Below are 16,434 nucleotides of genomic sequence, written 5' to 3'. Positions count from 1 at the left end.
TATCATGCTGATCGATGAAAAAATACCACTGGGCCAGTACATCGCAGGTTTCGTTGAATGGCTGACGCAACATGGCGCCAACTATTTCGATGCCTTCGCTGAAGCACTGGAATTGATGATTCACGGCGTGACCGGGGCGCTGACCTGGTTCAACCCTTTCGTCCTGATTGGCCTGATTGCAGTCGTCGCGCACCTGATCCAGCGTAAATGGGCGCTCACCGCATTTTGCGTGCTGTCATTCCTGCTGATCCTCAACCTGGGTTACTGGCAAGAAACCATGGAAACCCTGGCCCAGGTGCTGTTCGCGACGATGGTCTGTGTGGCCATTGGCGTGCCGCTGGGCATCCTCGCTGCGCACAAACCGATGTTCTACACGGCCATGCGCCCGGTCCTCGACCTGATGCAGACGGTGCCTACCTTCGTTTACCTGATCCCGACCCTGACCCTGTTTGGCCTGGGCGTGGTCCCCGGGCTGATCTCGACGGTGGTGTTCGCCATCGCCGCACCGATCCGCCTGACCTACCTGGGCATCTGTGATGTACCCCAGGAACTACTCGACGCCGGCAAGGCCTTTGGTTGCTCACGCCGCCAATTGCTGTCGCGCATCGAACTGCCGCATGCCATGCCCAGCATCGCCGCCGGTGTGACCCAGTGCATCATGCTGTCGCTGTCGATGGTGGTGATTGCCGCCCTGGTGGGCGCCGATGGCTTGGGTAAACCTGTGGTCAACGCCCTGAACACCGCCGACATCGCCCTGGGCTTCGAAGCCGGTCTGGCGATCGTACTGTTGGCGATCATGCTCGACCGTATCTGCAAACAACCTGACGTACCGGTGAGGAGTGAAGCATGAGCATTATTCGCTTCGAAGATGTAGACGTTATCTTCTCCAACCGACCGCGTGAGGCCCTCAGCCTGCTAGACCAAGGCCTTTCGCGGGAGCAGATCCTGAAGAAAACCGGGCTGGTCGTCGGCGTGGAAAAGGCCAACCTGGACATCAACAAAGGCGAGATCTGCGTGCTGATGGGCCTGTCCGGCTCGGGCAAGTCGAGTTTGCTGCGTTGCATCAACGGCCTCAATACCGTCAGCCGTGGCAAGTTGTTCGTCGAGCACGAAGGCTCGCACATCGACATCGCCCACTGCACCCCGGCAGAGCTGAAAATGATGCGCACCAAACGCATCGCCATGGTGTTCCAGAAATTCGCCCTGATGCCCTGGCTGACGGTGCGCGAAAACATCAGCTTCGGCCTGGAAATGCAGGGGCGCCCGGAGAAAGAGCGGCGCAAGCTGGTGGACGAGAAACTCGAACTGGTTGGCCTGACGCAGTGGCGCAACAAAAAGCCCGACGAGCTCTCAGGCGGTATGCAGCAACGCGTTGGCCTGGCCCGCGCGCTGGCCATGGACGCCGATATTCTGCTGATGGACGAACCCTTCTCTGCCCTCGACCCGCTGATTCGCCAAGGCCTGCAGGACGAGCTGCTGGAGCTGCAACGCAAACTGAGCAAAACCATCGTCTTCGTCAGCCATGACCTGGACGAAGCGCTGAAGCTGGGTAGCCGCATCGCCATCATGAAAGACGGCAAGATCATCCAGTACAGCAAGCCCGAAGAGATCGTGCTGAACCCGGCCGACGAATATGTGCGCACCTTTGTCGCCCACACCAACCCGCTCAACGTCCTGTGTGGCCGCAGCCTGATGCGCACCCTGGACAAGTGCAAGCGTATCAATGGCTCGGTGTGCATCGATCCGGGCGGCGACTCCTGGCTGGACCTGGCCGAAGGCAACACCATCAAAGGCGCGCGCCAGGGGGCCAATGGCATGGACCTGCAGAACTGGGCGCCGGGTGAAGCGGTAGAGGGGCTGGGGCGTAAGCCGACGCTGGTCAGTGCCAGTATTGGCATGCGTGAGGCACTGCAGATCCGTTATCAGACCGGCAATAAGCTGGTGTTGCAGGAAGGGAATTCAGTGGTGGGGATTCTCGGTGACAGCGAGTTGTATCACGCGTTGCTCGGCAAGAATCTGGGCTGAAGCTATCGCGGGGCAAGCCCGCTCCCACCACTGTGGGAGCGGGCTTGCCCCGCGATAGAGGACCGTCAGCGAACGACGATCCCCTGCTTGGCCATGAACGCCTTGGCTTCCGGCACGGTGTACTCACCGAAGTGGAAGATACTCGCTGCCAGCACCGCACTGGCATGACCTTCAAGAATGCCGTCGGCCAGGTGCTGCAGGTTACCCACACCACCCGAGGCAATCACCGGAATACCCAGGGCATCGCTGATGGCCCGGGTAACACCCAGGTCAAAGCCATTTTTCATGCCGTCCTGATCCATGCTGGTCAGCAGGATTTCACCGGCACCCAGGCCTTCCATCTTCTTGGCCCACTCCACCGCGTCCAGGCCGGTCGGCTTGCGGCCACCGTGGGTGAAGATTTCCCAGCGCGGGGCTTCGCCGGGTGCTGAGACTTTCTTGGCATCGATGGCCACCACGATGCACTGCGAACCGAAGTGCGCAGCAGCCTCGCCGACGAACTCCGGGTTGAACACCGCAGCCGTGTTGATCGACACCTTGTCGGCACCGGCATTGAGCAGGTTGCGGATGTCCTGCACGGTACGCACGCCGCCACCTACGGTCAGCGGAATGAACACCTGGCTGGCCATACGCTCGACGGTATGCAGGGTGGTGTCACGGCCATCGACGCTGGCGGTGATGTCGAGGAAGGTGATTTCGTCGGCGCCCTGTTCATCGTAGCGCCGGGCGATTTCAACCGGATCGCCGGCATCGCGGATGTTCTCGAACTTGACGCCCTTGACCACGCGGCCGTTGTCGACGTCCAGGCAAGGGATGATGCGTTTGGCCAGGGCCATGGCGTTCTCCTCAGCCTTTGTAGCTGTCGCAGAAGGCTTGCGCCTCGGCGACATCCAGGGTGCCTTCGTAGATTGCCCGGCCGGTGATCGCACCGATGATGCCTGGCGCCTTGGCGTCGAGCAGGGCCTTGATGTCACCCAGGTTGTGGATACCGCCGGAAGCGATAACCGGGATCTTGGTGGCAGCGGCCAGGGCAGCGGTGAACGGTACGTTGCAGCCCTGCATCATGCCGTCTTTGGCGATGTCGGTGTAAACGATGGCCGAAACGCCATCGGCTTCGAAACGCTTGGCCAGGTCAATCACCTGCACCGAGCTGACTTCCGCCCAGCCGTCGGTGGCAACAAAGCCGTCTTTAGCGTCGAGGCCGACAATCACTTTGCCAGGGAAAGCACGGCACGCCTCGGCAACGAACTCAGGCTCTTTAACCGCCTTGGTGCCGATGATCACGTAGCTGACGCCAGCCTTGACGTAGTGTTCGATGGTTTCCAGCGAACGGATGCCGCCACCGATCTGGATCGGCAGGGTCGGGTAGCGCTTGGCAATGGCGGTAACCACTTCGCCGTTGACCGGCTGACCTTCAAAGGCACCGTTCAGATCGACCAGATGCAGACGACGGCAGCCGCCCTCGACCCATTTGGCAGCCATGCTCACCGGGTCATCGGAAAATACTGTGGAATCTTCCATGCGGCCTTGGCGCAGACGTACGCAGGCACCGTCTTTAAGATCGATAGCGGGAATAATCAGCATCTGGAAAACCTGTTCAATTCGGTAAACAGCGATGCCCGGGAAGTCAGTTCTTCTCGAGCGCCCACAGGTCGCTTTCGATGCTCTCGAACCTCTCTTTGAGGTGCGTCTGCACGTCGAAAATCGCCCTGTTGTAGTAATGCGGAGCAATCTCTTTGCTGAACAGCTCCAGCACCTCGGCCACCTCGAACGACCCCAACTGCAACTCGAAACGGTCTTCGAGAAAGCGCTTGAGGACATCCAACGCCTCGCGCTCCTGTTCCGGCGCGAGGGTGATGATCGGGGCTTTGGTCCTGGATTTGCTCATTACCAGCGGCCGTCCCAAGCGGCGAAGTTCTGCAACAGCTGCAGGCCATGGGTATGGCTCTTCTCCGGGTGGAACTGCACGGCAAAACGCGAGCCTTCAGCCAGCGCAGCGGCGAAATCGACGCCATAGTGACCACGGCCCACCACCTGCACGGCCTTGGCCGCGGTGATGTAGTAGCTGTGCACGAAATAGAAACGCGCCAGATCAGGGATGTTGTGCCACAGCGGGTGGTCGATGGACTGGGCCACTTCGTTCCAGCCCATGTGCGGCACCTTCAGGTGCTCGCCGTCTTCGTGCAGGTCTTTGCCGAAGAACTTCACCTGGCCCGGGAACATACCGATGCAATCGACACCGTCGTTCTCTTCGCTGTGATCGAGCAGGGCCTGCATGCCTACGCAAATGCCCAGGAACGGACGGTCCTGGCTGACTTCACGCACCAGGCTGTCGAAGCCCAGGCGGCGAATCTCGGCCATGCAGTCGCGAATCGCGCCCACGCCCGGAAACACCACACGGTCGGCCTCGCGGATCACCGCAGCGTCGCTGGTGATCAGCACCTTGCCGGCGCCAACGTGCTCCAGCGCCTTGGCCACCGAGTGCAGGTTGCCCATGCCATAGTCGATAACGGCAACTGTCTGCATTACAGGCAACCCTTGGTCGACGGCATCTGCCCGGCCATACGCTCGTCCAGCTCGATGGCCATGCGCAGCGCACGGCCGAAGGCCTTGAACACCGTTTCGATCTGGTGGTGGGTGTTATGCCCACGCAGGTTGTCGATGTGCAGGGTGACGTTGGCGTGGTTGACGAAGCCCTGGAAGAATTCCTGGAACAGATCGACATCGAAGCCGCCGACCGACGCGCGGGTGTACGGCACGTGCATCTGTAGGCCTGGACGGCCCGAGAAGTCGATGACCACACGCGACAAGGCTTCGTCCAGCGGCACATAGGCATGGCCGTAGCGGCGGATACCCTTCTTGTCGCCAATTGCCTGGTTAAAGGCCTGGCCCAGGGTAATACCGACGTCTTCGACGGTATGGTGATCGTCGATATGCAGGTCGCCCTTGCACTCGATGTCGAGATCAATCAGCCCATGTCGGGCGATTTGGTCGAGCATGTGTTCAAGGAAAGGCACGCCGATATCAAATCGGGCCTTGCCGCTGCCATCCAGGTTGATCGAGGCCTTGATCTGGGTCTCCAGAGTATTGCGCTCGACGGAAGCCTTACGTTCGACCATCACCAGCTCCGCAAAATCATTGGGCGAAAAAGGCGATCATTATAGGCCCAGAAGCGCGCGGCATGAAACGAAGATGACATGTGGCAGGGGAATTTCTCCCGGTAGGAGCGGGCTTGCCCCGCGATGCGGACTGCCTGTCACACCGCAATCGCGGGGCAAGCCCGCTCCTACCAGAAGGCGTCAGTTGAACAGGACTGCGGTTTTCTGCAGGGTCACCCAGATACCCCAGGCCAGCGGAATCCCCACCGCCAGCCAGGCAGCGATCACCAGCGGCAGGCTGCCGGGCGCCGCATGCCATTCCAGCACCCGCGCATTGCCATTGCCCTGGTCATGGCCCAAGGCCTGCTCCGCCGCCAGTTGCGCGTCGGTCATGAAGTATTTGTCGGCCACCGGGCGTACCAGCATGTTGCAGACAAACCCCAGCACCAGCAAACCGGCAAGGATGTACAGGGTAATGTCGTAAACCGCCGCACGTTCCACGCCCAGGGCCAACTGATATTCGCGCAGGTAGGTAATCAGCACCGGCCCAAGCACACCGGCAGCCGCCCAGGCCGTCAGCAAGCGGCCATGAATGGCGCCAACCATCTGCGTGCCGAACAGGTCCGCCAGATAAGCCGGCACCGTGGCGAAACCACCGCCATACATCGACAGAATGATGCAGAACGCCGCCACGAACAGGGCGATATTGCCCAGATGGCCCATGTTCGGGATCAGCGCATACAGCGCCACACCCAGGGCGAAGAAGGCGAAGTAGGTGTTCTTGCGGCCGATATAGTCCGAGAACGACGCCCAGAAAAACCGTCCGCCAATGTTGAACAGGCTCAACAGCCCGGTAAACCCGGCAGCAATCGCGGCGATCTGGGTCAACTGCACGGTGCTCAGTTCACTGAAACTCAGGTCATTGCCCAGCAACTTGCCGGCAAAGACCTCCTGCAGCAGTGGCGAAGCCATGCCGAGAATACCGATGCCGGCCGAGACGTTCAGGCACAGTACCAGCCAGATCAGGGCAAACTGCGGGGTTTTCCACGCCACGCTGACATGCACGTGGCGGTGGGTGATCATTGCATTGCTGGCCTTCTTCAAGGGTGCCGTCCAGCCTTCGGGCTTCCAGCCGGTAGGCGGCACGCGGTAGGCCAAGGCGCCGCCGATCATGAACACGAAGTAGATGCCGGCCATCACCACAAAGCTTTGCCAGACCCCCACACTTTCCGGGCTGGCAAAGTGATTCATCAGTGCTGCGGCCAACGGTGCGCCAACCATCGCACCGCCGCCAAAGCCCATGATGGCCATACCGGTAGCCATGCCGCGCTTGTCCGGGAACCATTTGATCAAGGTCGACACCGGGGAGATGTAGCCCAGGCCCAGGCCGATACCGCCAATAACCCCCGAGCCCAGCCACATCAGCCAAAGTTGGTGGCTATAGATGCCATACGCCGACATCAGCAGACCACCGCACCAGCACAGCGCCGAAACCACCCCGGCCTTGCGCGGACCGGCATGCTCCAGCCAGCCGCCCCAGACAGCCGCGGAGCAACCGAGGAATACAAAGAACAGTGTGTAGATCCAGCTCAACATCGAAATCTGCCAGTCGCACTCGGCACTGAACAGACGAGCGAAAAAGCTCATGTCTGGCGCACAGGCAACCGGCGCGGTAATACCGATGGCTTGCGACAACGGCAACCAGAACACCGAAAAGCCATAGGCCATGCCAATGCACAGGTGAATCGCCAAGGCCGCCGGCGGCACTAACCAGCGATTGAAGCCGGGCGCGGCAATAATCCGCTCCTTGGACAGGAAGCCAGGGCCGCCAGTGAGCGCGCCTGCCGTGATACTGCTGTTCATTATTGTATTTCCCCCAAGAGATGGTCAGCTCACGGCTCACGACCTTGGCCTGCAGGCAACTGATCGTTTTTGGCGCAATTGCCCTAGAAAATGCGACATTTCGCCACATAAGGGCCGGTGAGCGGGCGCAAGAGTAGCATTAGCCCCTCTGTTTGAAAGCAAACTGATATCGTCTTTTACCCGACACCTGAGGCTTATGAGCAAGGAACTGCCGTGTCCTTGGCTGTCGAATCCCTAACCCGCGCTGCGGGAAGACTCCGCAATTGGCCGCACCTGTCGCCAGCAGCAACCTGCACGGCGCTATACTCTGCGGCTAAATTTTGAATCGAACTACAAGGACTCGCCCATGAAAGCGTTCGGCAAAATCCTCGGGCTAGCGCTTCTCGGGTTGTTGCTGATCATTGTGGCTTTAGGCTTTGCCCTGACCCACCTCTTCGATCCCAACGACTACAAAGACGAGATTCGCCAGCTTGCACGCGACAAAGCCCACGTCGAGCTGACGCTCAATGGCGATATTGGCTGGAGCCTTTTCCCCTGGTTGGGGCTGGAGCTGCATGAAGCCAGCATCGCCACCCTGAACAACCCGAAAGTACCGTTTGCCGACCTGCAGATGCTTGGTCTGTCGGTGCGCGTACTGCCGCTGCTGCGCCGCGAAGTGCAGATGAGCGATGTGCGCGTCGAAGGCCTGAACCTGACCTTGAGCCGTGACGAACAGGGCCATGGCAATTGGGAAGACATCGGCAAACCGTTGCCAACCGCCACTGCAGCGACCACCGACGGCACGGCTCCAGCGCCCACTGCTGATAGCAGCGCCAAGGCCGAGAGCAAGAGCGACGCCAACGAGCGCCCGGTCAAGCTGGACATCGACAGCCTGACCGTGAACAACGCCCGGGTGCAGTACAGCGATGCCCGCAGCGGCCAGACCTTTGGCGCCGAGAGCATCCAGCTGAGCACTGGCGCGGTGCATGAAGGGGTGAACATCCCGCTGAAAATGACGGCGTTTGTCAGCATGGGCCAGCCGGTACTCAAGGCCCGCACCGAACTGGTCGGTGAGCTGCGCTTCGACCGTCGCCTCAAGCGCTATCAGTTCGAAGACATGAAACTCAGCGGTGAGGCTTCTGGTGAACCTCTGCAAGGCAAAACCCTGACCTTCGCCGCCCAGGGCCAACTGCTGGCCGACCTGGCCGCCAACGTTGCCGAATGGAACGGTCTGAAACTGTCCGCCAACCAACTGCGCGCGCTGGGCGAGCTGAACCTGCGCGAGCTGGATAAAACCCCGCAACTGAGCGGTGGCCTGTCCATCGCCCAGGTCAACCTGCGCACCTTCCTCGACAGCATCGGCGTGACCCTGCCTGCCACCGCAGACGCCACCGCGCTAAGCAAGTTCGAAATGGTCAGCCGCCTGCAAGGCACCCCGAACAGCCTGGCCCTCGAAGACCTGGCGGTAAAACTCGACGACAGCGCCTTCAGCGGTCGCCTGGCCGTCGAAGACTTCGCCAAACAGGCCCTGCGTATCCAGCTCAAAGCCGACAAGTTCGACGCCGATCGTTACCTGCCGGCCAAGAGCGAAGCGGCGGCCAGCGCCACTGCGGCGCGTCAGGCCGAGGTCAAGAGCAAGGAACAAAGCGCCCTGGCCAGTGCCGGTAACACGCCACTGCCCGATGCCCCAACCCAGGAAGCCTGGAGCAACGACAAGCTGCTGCCGGTCGATCGCCTGCGCCAGCTCGACCTGCAGGCTGACCTGAGCTTCGGCTTGCTGACCCTGGAAAAACTGCCGATCGACAACGCCCACCTGAAAACCCAGGGCCAAGGTGGTTTGATCACCTTGGAAGCGCTGCGTGGCGGCCTCTACGACGGCAGCTTCGAAACCAAGGGCACCCTCGACGTTCGCCCGGCGGTACCGCAGATCGGCCTGAACACCAAGGTCATCCGGGTACCAGTCGAGCATTTCATCAAGAGCCAGACCGAAACCCCTCCGGTCAAAGGCCTGCTGACCTTGAACAGCGACCTGACCGCCACCGGCAACAGCCAGAAAGCGCTGGTCGAGACCCTCAACGGCAACGCCAGCTTTGTCATCAACGACGGCATCCTGGTCAATGCCAACCTCGAACAGCAGCTGTGCCAGGCCATCGCCACCCTCAATCGTAAAGACCTGAGCGGCGAACCACGCGGCAAAGACACCCCGTTCCAGGAGCTCAAAGGCAGCCTGGTGCTGCGCAATGGCGTGGCCAGCAACCCCGACCTCAAGGCGCGTATTCCGGGCCTGAGCGTCAACGGCCATGGCGATCTCGACCTGCGCGTGCTGGGCATGGACTACCGCGTCGGCGTGATCGTCGAAGGCGACAAGCGCGACATGCCTGACCCTGCCTGCCAGGTGGGCCAGCGTTATGTCGGCCTCGAACTGCCATTGCGCTGCCGTGGCCCGCTGGAGCTGGGCGCCAAAGCCTGCCGCCTGGACAAAGACGGCCTGGGCAAAGTCGCCGCCAAGCTGGCCGGTGACAAAGTCAGCGAGAAACTCAGTGACAAGATCGACGAGAAGCTAGGTGACAAGGTGAGCCCGGAAGTCAAAGACGCGCTCAAGGGGCTGTTCAAGAAATGAGCCCCGAGCAGTTCTCCAGCGCGGTGCTGGAATGGTACGACCGTAACGGCCGGCATGACCTGCCCTGGCAACAGGGCATCACCCCGTATCGGGTGTGGGTCTCGGAAATCATGCTGCAGCAGACGCAGGTGAGCACCGTGCTCAACTACTTCAGCCGCTTCATGGAGGCTTTGCCGACCGTGCAGGCCCTGGCCGCAGCGCCGGAAGACGAAGTGCTGCACCTGTGGACCGGCCTGGGTTACTACACCCGAGCGCGTAACCTGCAAAAGACCGCGAAAATCGTCGTTGAACACTACGGCGGCGAATTCCCGCGCGATGTCGAGAAGCTGACCGATCTGCCCGGTATCGGCCTGTCGACTGCCGGGGCGATTGCCAGTATCAGCATGGGTCTGCGCGCGCCGATCCTCGACGGCAACGTCAAACGCGTGCTGGCGCGCTACACCGCGCAGGAAGGCTACCCCGGCGAGCCGAAGGTGGCCAAGGTGCTGTGGGCCAACGCCGAGCGTTACACGCCGCACCAACGCGTCAACCACTACACCCAGGCGATGATGGACCTCGGCGCGACCCTGTGCACCCGCAGCAAACCCAGCTGCCTGCTGTGCCCGCTGCAGATCGGCTGCGAAGCGCACATGCTCGGCCAGGAAATCCGCTACCCGATACCCAAGCCACGCAAGGAGCTGCCACAGCGGCGTACCGTGATGCCGCTGCTGGCCAACCGCGAAGGTGCCATTCTGCTGTACCGCCGCCCTTCCACGGGGCTGTGGGGCGGCTTGTGGAGCCTGCCGGAGCTCGACAACCTGGACCAGCTCGACGACCTTGCCGAACAGCACGGCCTGAGCCTGGATTCCAGCCAGGCCCTCGACGGCCTGACCCACACCTTCAGCCATTTCCAGCTGGCGATCGAGCCATGGTTGGTCCGGGTCGATGACACCCGGGCACACGTGGCCGAGCCCGACTGGCTCTGGTATAACCTCGCCACCCCGCCGCGCCTGGGCCTTGCCGCCCCGGTCAAAAAGTTGCTCAAACGCGCGGCCGACGTATTGCTTACAGGAGAGCCGCGATGACCCGCACCGTAATGTGCCGCAAGTACAAAGAAGAACTGCCAGGCCTGGACCGTCCACCGTACCCGGGTGCCAAAGGTCAGGACATCTTCGAGCACATCTCGCAGAAGGCCTGGGCCGACTGGCAGAAAGAGCAAACCATGCTGATCAACGAGAAGCGCCTGAACATGATGAACGCCGAGGACCGCAAATTCCTCCAGGGCGAGATGGACAAGTTCTTCTCCGGCCAGGAATTCGAAAAGGCCGAAGGCTACGTTCCGCCTAGCGAATAACCCCCGAAAAACGTAAGCGACGGAATTAATTTAAAAAATTTTCAAAAAAAGTTTGACGTAACCCTGAAAAAGTCTTTTAATGCGCCCCGTTGCCCAGATAGCTCAGTCGGTAGAGCAGGGGATTGAAAATCCCCGTGTCGGCGGTTCGATTCCGTCTCTGGGCACCACTAATACCGAAACCCCTGAATCGCGAGATTCAGGGGTTTTTTGTTTGTGCCGGAAAAAACCAGAGCCGTTGACCGCCGTCAGTACGCTACTGGCACAACGCCGTAAGCTGCCTGATGGATATTCGAAAAACCAACAGGCCCCCAATGACCGAAGAATCTACCGCCCTGCCTCTGCCTGCGCCGACTTCAGACACATCGTCCAACGCCAGCCTGCCTCACACCCCTGCGTCCGCCAGCCCTCGCCCACGGCGAGCACGGACCACGCGTAAAGCCGCTGACGGTGAAATCAGCAGCATCAGCCAGAAACCGGCCGCCCTCAAGGTTGCCACCGCGCCACGCGGCTCCAATGAAGACAGCACCAACGCCAAGCTGCCGGCCAGCTACCCCTATCGCACGCGCATGCGTCGCGCCGAATATGAAAAGGCCAAGCACGAACTGCAGATCGAACTGCTCAAGGTGCAAAGCTGGGCCAAGGAAACCGGCCAACGCATCGTCGTGCTGTTCGAAGGCCGTGACGCGGCCGGCAAAGGCGGCACCATCAAACGCTTCATGGAGCACCTGAACCCGCGCGGCGCACGCATCGTCGCCCTGGAGAAGCCTTCCGAGCAGGAAAAGGGCCAGTGGTACTTCCAGCGCTACATCCAGCACCTGCCCACTGCCGGTGAAATGGTGTTCTTCGACCGCTCCTGGTACAACCGCGCTGGCGTAGAGCGAGTGATGGATTTCTGCTCACCGCTGCAGTACCTGGAATTCATGCGTCAGGCACCGGATCTTGAGCGCATGCTCTGCAACAGCGGCATCCTGCTGTTCAAATACTGGTTCTCGGTGAACCGCGAAGAACAACTGCGCCGCTTCATCTCGCGCCGCGATGACCCGCTCAAACACTGGAAGCTGTCGCCGATCGACATCAAGTCGCTGGACAAGTGGGATGAGTACACCGCGGCCAAGGAAGCCATGTTCTTCCACACCGACACCGCCGATGCACCCTGGACGGTGATCAAGTCCGACGACAAGAAGCGCGCGCGGATCAACTGCATCCGTCACTTCCTGCATTCGCTGGACTACCCCGGCAAGGACCTTGGCGTGGCCCACCAGCCCGATCCGCTGCTGGTTGAGCGCGCGGCACGGGTGCAGGCCGAAGAAGACCGTGGCGAGCTCCTGCAGCCTGCCTGAGCGAGGCCGTCGGCGGCGCTTGGGTTTCTGTGCCAACTAGGCTTCAATAGGCAAAATTTTTTGACTCAGGGTTCACCGATGGCTTCCAACAGCAAACAACAGAAACGCGCCAAGCGCGCCGCCGCCAAGGCTCGCGAGAACCGCATGGTGCGTAGCGGCCAGGCGGTGAAAAGCTCCGGCGAGAGCTCCAGCGCCAGCGTTGAGCAGGTATTCAACAAAGCCATGGAGTCGGGCAGCTACAACGCCCTGTTCGAGAAGATGAAACAAGCCCAGGAAGGCGGCCTGGTACCGCTGATCTCGGTGTTCCTGGTCGACCCGCTGCTGGCCCTGGTACTTAAAGGCCACAAGGAAGAGCACGCCACCGACTACATCGTCATGGTCTTCACCGCTTACCGCAAATGGCTCGATGGTGCCGATGAAGACACCACCATGGCCTGGCTGGAAAGCGATGAGTTCCAGCAAGCGTATGTCTCGGCCTCCGAAGCAGTGGCCAAGGTACAACAGAAGCAGTTTGGCTGATTTCGGGTAACTATCGCGGGGCAAGCCCGCTCCCACAGTGGATCACCTGTAGGAGCGGGCTTGCCCCGCGATCAATCAGCTCTCCAACACTACACGCCCAGCCGCCTCGGCCTTGCGCTTACGCGCCACCAACAGCCCCGCCGCCACCACAGCAATCGACAGCAAGCCGGTCGCAATGATCTCGATGCGGTGATCCGGGCGGATCAGCATCACCGTCAGAATCGCAACAATGAACGCGATAGTCGCCCAGGTCAGCCCCGGGAACAGCCACATCTTGAACGCGATCTTCTCGCCCTTTGCCATACGCTGACGGCGCATACGCAGCTGCGACACGGCAATCACCAGGTACACCAGCAACGCAATCGCGCCGGAGCTGGCCAGCAGGAACTCGAACACTGCAGCCGGGGCCACGTAGTTGGCGATCACCGTCAGGAAGGCTGCTGCAGTCGACAGCACCACGGCAACATAAGGGGTGCCGCTGGAAGTAGTGCGCTGCGCCACCGCTGGCGCATCACCACGCTTGCTCAGGGAGAAGAGCATGCGCGAAGAGGTGTACAGCGCCGAGTTCAGGCAGCTGGTCACCGCAATCAAGACCACGATATCGACAATCAGCTTGGCATTCGGGATGCCCATCAGGTTCAGCACCGTCTGGTACGAACCGACTTCTGCCAGCTCACTGCTGTTCCACGGCACCAGTGCCACCACCAGGAAAATCGATACCAGATAGAACAGGAAAATCCGCCAGATCACCGAGTTGGTGGCCTTGCTGATCTGCTTGCCCGGATCCTTGGATTCGGCCGCAGCGATGGTAACGATCTCGGTACCCATGAACGAGAACATGGTCGTCAGCATCGCTGCCAGCACCGCGCCCAGGCCGTTAGGCATGAAGCCCTGGGTGTCGAACAGATGGCTGACGCCGCTGACCTGGCTGTTGGGCAGCAAGCCAAACACCGCAGCCACACCCAGCACAATGAAGCCAATGATGGCGATGACCTTGAGCAGGGCGAACCAGAACTCGAACTCACCGTAGTTCTTCACGCTGAACAAGTTGGTAGCGGTCAGCAGCAAAGTAATGACCAGGGTGAACACCCAGATCCCGACATCAGGGAACCAGGCATGCAGGATGGTTGCAGCAGCGTTGGCCTCCAGCGGGATCACCAGTACCCAGAACCACCAGTACAGCCAGCCAATGGTGAAACCGGCCCAGTGGCCGATGGCCTTGTCGGCATAGGTGGAGAACGAACCGGTATCGGGCGAGGCAACGGCCATCTCCCCGAGCATGCGCATTACCAGCACCACCAAGGTACCGGCGGCGGCATACGCCAGCAAAACGGCCGGGCCGGCGGCGGCAATGGCATGGCCCGAACCCACGAACAGGCCAGCGCCGATCACGCCAGCAATAGACAGCATGGTGACATGCCGTTGTTTGAGCCCCTGAGCGAGGTCATTGGAATTGTGCGTACCGCTCATAAAACTACCTTTGAAAGGAGTGGCTTTCAGAATCCTGTTTCGGTCAGGCGCACCCTTCTGAAAAGAGTGCTACATCCTGTTGCCGGGGAGTGACGCAATTAGCGCGCCAGCGACGAGACCGTTCGTATGAAATTTCTAACAGCCCCGTGCAACAAGGCTTACAGGTCTTTCTGCCAGGAGCTGGCCGAAAGCCCATCAAAAACCCGCGAAAAAACACAATTACTGAAATACCCACTTACAAATACCCAGGTGCACCAAAACCATCCAGCGGTAACACCCCGCGCACAACCGCAGGGCAAAAAGGCGCAACCTCAAGGCGCAACCAATTGCCGCATTCACGGGCCAAAGCGGCTGTGAAGGTCACAAACGACTTCCCAGCCCCGGCCAAAACTGGCACCATCGCGCCTTTTTTCATCAAGGCTCCGGCCCCGGAAAGGACGGTAAGTGGTCATCCGCGCGACAGTCCGCTGCAGCGATGCGACACTCACCCTCCCGGCAACCCCTTGCCCCTCCCGAGCTTGTTGGCTGTCATTCCGCCGCTATGCTAGCTTGGCGCTCGCCAAGAAAGGCCGCCAACGGCAGGAGCGCACCAGAACACATGAGGACCGCACATGGCTGAGGCCACGCCCGCGCTGGAAATCCGCAACCTGCACAAACGCTACGGCGATCAGGAGATTCTCAAGGGCATCTCGCTGACGGCACACGATGGCGATGTGATCTCGATCCTGGGATCCTCCGGCTCCGGCAAGTCCACTCTGCTGCGCTGCATCAACCTGCTGGAAAACCCGCACCAGGGCCAGATCCTGGTGGCCGGTGAAGAGCTGCGGCTCAAGGCCGCGAAGAACGGCGATCTGGTGGCTGCCGACAACAAGCAGATCAATCGCCTGCGCAGCGAAATCGGTTTCGTGTTCCAGAACTTCAACCTCTGGCCACACATGAGCATCCTCGACAACATCATTGAGGCACCACGCCGCGTGCTTGGCCAAAGCAAGGCCGAAGCCATCGAGCACGCCGAAGCCCTGCTCAACAAAGTCGGCATCCACAACAAGCGCCACAGCTACCCGGCTGAACTGTCCGGTGGCCAGCAGCAGCGCGCCGCCATTGCCCGCACTCTGGCAATGAAACCCAAAGTCATTCTGTTTGACGAGCCAACCTCGGCACTGGATCCGGAAATGGTCCAGGAAGTGCTTAACGTTATCCGTGCCCTCGCCGAAGAAGGCCGTACCATGCTACTGGTTACGCACGAAATGGGCTTTGCCCGCCAGGTGTCCAGCGAAGTCATCTTCCTGCACCAAGGGCTGGTCGAAGAGCAGGGAACGCCGCAGCAGGTTTTTGAAAACCCGAACTCGGCACGCTGTAAACAATTCATGTCCAGCAACCGCTAACGGAGCAACACGCATGCAGACCTATAAGAAATTCCTCCTGGCCGCTGCCGCCACGCTGGTGTTCTCGGCCAATGCAATGGCTGCCGAGAAACTGAAAATGGGCATCGAGGCGGCTTACCCGCCGTTCAACAACAAGGACGCCAGTGGCCAGGTCGTCGGCTTCGACAAAGACATCGGCGACGCCCTGTGCGCCAAGATGAAGGTCGAGTGCGAAGTGGTCACCTCCGACTGGGACGGCATCATCCCGGCCCTGAACGCCAAGAAGTTCGACTTCATCGTCTCTTCGCTGTCGATCACCGACGAGCGTAAGCAGGCCGTGGACTTCACCGACCCGTACTACTCGAACAAGCAGCAGTTCATTGCGCCGAAAAACGTCGACTTCAAAACCGACAAAGCATCGCTCAAAGGCAAGACCCTCGGCACCCAGCGTGCCACCCAGGCTGCTACCTGGCTGGACGATAACGGCGGCATGGACGGCGATTTCAAAGTCAGCCTGTACGACACCCAGGAAAACGCCTACCTCGACCTGACTTCCGGCCGTGTCGACGCGCTGCTGGCCGACAAGTACGCCAACTACGACTGGCTGAAGTCCGCTGCAGGCCAGAACTACGAGTTCAAAGGCGAGCCGGTGAACGAAAGCGACAAGGTCGGTATCGCTGTGCGCAAAGGCGACAACGAACTGCGCAACAAGCTGAACGCTGCCCTGAAAGAAATCGTTGCTGACGGCACCTACAAGAAGATCAACGACAAATACTTCCCGTTCAGCATCTATTGATTCGCCCCGACCGGCATTGCCCTTGCG

The 16,434-nt window shown here is 60.5% G+C and carries 16 protein-coding genes and 1 tRNA gene; 10 read left to right on the top strand and 7 right to left on the bottom strand.

Translation table 11 applies throughout. The features are described from left to right. Nucleotide 1 precedes the first annotated feature (1 nt). A complete protein-coding gene (gene choW / locus ACP6KB_RS01525; RefSeq protein WP_442114240.1) occupies nt 2–850 on the top strand; it encodes a choline ABC transporter permease subunit in 849 nt (282 codons plus the stop codon). Continuing rightward, nucleotides 847–2,025: a choline ABC transporter ATP-binding protein gene (gene choV, locus ACP6KB_RS01520; RefSeq protein ID WP_442111591.1), complete on the top strand. Its 1,179-nt coding sequence runs from the start codon at nt 847–849 to the stop codon at nt 2,023–2,025. The genes choW and choV overlap by 4 nt, the downstream gene beginning before the upstream one ends. 65 nt (nt 2,026–2,090) lie before the next feature. Here choV and hisF read toward each other — a convergent pair whose 3' ends face one another. The 6 genes from hisF to ACP6KB_RS01490 all read right to left on the bottom strand — a co-directional run bounded on the left by hisF (nt 2,091) and on the right by ACP6KB_RS01490 (nt 6,986). Further along, nucleotides 2,091–2,861, bottom strand: coding sequence for an imidazole glycerol phosphate synthase subunit HisF (gene hisF / locus ACP6KB_RS01515; RefSeq protein ID WP_442111589.1), 771 nt, complete (start codon nt 2,859–2,861; stop codon nt 2,091–2,093). A 10-nt stretch (nt 2,862–2,871) separates the two neighbouring features. Then, on the bottom strand, nt 2,872–3,609 hold the full coding sequence (gene hisA, locus ACP6KB_RS01510; RefSeq protein ID WP_134061226.1) for a 1-(5-phosphoribosyl)-5-[(5-phosphoribosylamino)methylideneamino]imidazole-4-carboxamide isomerase: 738 nt from the start codon (nt 3,607–3,609) through the stop codon (nt 2,872–2,874). A 43-nt stretch (nt 3,610–3,652) separates the two neighbouring features. Further along, entirely contained in the window at nt 3,653–3,913 is a 261-nt protein-coding gene (locus ACP6KB_RS01505; RefSeq protein WP_442111587.1) for a DUF2164 domain-containing protein, read from the bottom strand. Beyond that, on the bottom strand, nt 3,913–4,551 hold the full coding sequence (gene hisH, locus ACP6KB_RS01500) for an imidazole glycerol phosphate synthase subunit HisH (RefSeq protein WP_442111585.1): 639 nt from the start codon (nt 4,549–4,551) through the stop codon (nt 3,913–3,915). The genes ACP6KB_RS01505 and hisH overlap by 1 nt, the downstream gene beginning before the upstream one ends. Further along, the gene (hisB, locus tag ACP6KB_RS01495; protein ID WP_028942262.1) at nt 4,551–5,144 is read right to left on the bottom strand and encodes an imidazoleglycerol-phosphate dehydratase HisB; all 594 of its coding nucleotides are present in this window, start codon (nt 5,142–5,144) and stop codon (nt 4,551–4,553) included. The genes hisH and hisB overlap by 1 nt, the downstream gene beginning before the upstream one ends. Before the next feature lie 180 nt (nt 5,145–5,324). Continuing rightward, nucleotides 5,325–6,986 (bottom strand): OFA family MFS transporter, encoded by a 1,662-nt coding sequence (locus ACP6KB_RS01490; protein WP_442111582.1) that lies wholly within the window; start codon nt 6,984–6,986, stop codon nt 5,325–5,327. A gap of 346 nt (nt 6,987–7,332) precedes the next feature. On the opposite strand from ACP6KB_RS01490, the gene ACP6KB_RS01485 reads away from it, so the two are divergent. The 6 genes from ACP6KB_RS01485 (at nt 7,333) to ACP6KB_RS01460 (ending at nt 12,777) form a co-directional block, all read left to right on the top strand. Then, nucleotides 7,333–9,585 carry an AsmA family protein gene (locus ACP6KB_RS01485; RefSeq protein ID WP_442111581.1) on the top strand — a complete coding sequence of 751 codons (2,253 nt, stop codon included), beginning with the start codon at nt 7,333–7,335 and terminating at the stop codon, nt 9,583–9,585. Next, complete coding sequence (gene mutY, locus ACP6KB_RS01480; RefSeq protein WP_442111579.1) at nt 9,582–10,649, top strand: A/G-specific adenine glycosylase; 1,068 nt, start codon at nt 9,582–9,584, stop codon at nt 10,647–10,649. Before ACP6KB_RS01485 ends, mutY begins: the two co-directional genes overlap by 4 nt. Beyond that, nucleotides 10,646–10,918 (top strand): oxidative damage protection protein, encoded by a 273-nt coding sequence (locus ACP6KB_RS01475; protein ID WP_133216489.1) that lies wholly within the window; start codon nt 10,646–10,648, stop codon nt 10,916–10,918. The genes mutY and ACP6KB_RS01475 overlap by 4 nt, the downstream gene beginning before the upstream one ends. A gap of 91 nt (nt 10,919–11,009) precedes the next feature. Beyond that, nucleotides 11,010–11,085, top strand: a tRNA-Phe gene (locus ACP6KB_RS01470). 144 nt (nt 11,086–11,229) lie between these two features. Then, nucleotides 11,230–12,258, top strand: coding sequence for a polyphosphate kinase 2 (ppk2, locus tag ACP6KB_RS01465; protein WP_442111577.1), 1,029 nt, complete (start codon nt 11,230–11,232; stop codon nt 12,256–12,258). Nucleotides 12,259–12,336: 78 nt separating this feature from the next. Then, nucleotides 12,337–12,777, top strand: a complete 441-nt coding sequence (locus ACP6KB_RS01460; RefSeq protein WP_442111575.1) for a hypothetical protein — start codon at nt 12,337–12,339, stop codon at nt 12,775–12,777. Nucleotides 12,778–12,852: 75 nt separating this feature from the next. On the opposite strand, the gene gabP is transcribed toward ACP6KB_RS01460, so the two are convergent. After that, a complete protein-coding gene (gene gabP, locus ACP6KB_RS01455) occupies nt 12,853–14,247 on the bottom strand; it encodes a GABA permease (protein ID WP_442111573.1) in 1,395 nt (464 codons plus the stop codon). Nucleotides 14,248–14,858: 611 nt separating this feature from the next. On the opposite strand from gabP, the gene ACP6KB_RS01450 reads away from it, so the two are divergent. Together ACP6KB_RS01450 and ACP6KB_RS01445 are read left to right on the top strand one after the other, a co-directional pair. Beyond that, a complete protein-coding gene (locus ACP6KB_RS01450) occupies nt 14,859–15,632 on the top strand; it encodes an ABC transporter ATP-binding protein (protein WP_442111571.1) in 774 nt (257 codons plus the stop codon). Between the two features lie 13 nt (nt 15,633–15,645). Further along, on the top strand, nt 15,646–16,407 hold the full coding sequence (locus ACP6KB_RS01445) for an ABC transporter substrate-binding protein (RefSeq protein WP_442111569.1): 762 nt from the start codon (nt 15,646–15,648) through the stop codon (nt 16,405–16,407). The last annotated feature ends 27 nt before the right edge of the window (nt 16,408–16,434 follow it).

This window comes from Pseudomonas sp. NUPR-001 (genome assembly GCF_052147955.1).
Lineage (GTDB): Bacteria > Pseudomonadota > Gammaproteobacteria > Pseudomonadales > Pseudomonadaceae > Aquipseudomonas.
Note: the sequence above shows the minus strand (reverse complement) of the source record. Positions and strands in the feature narration are given on the sequence as shown.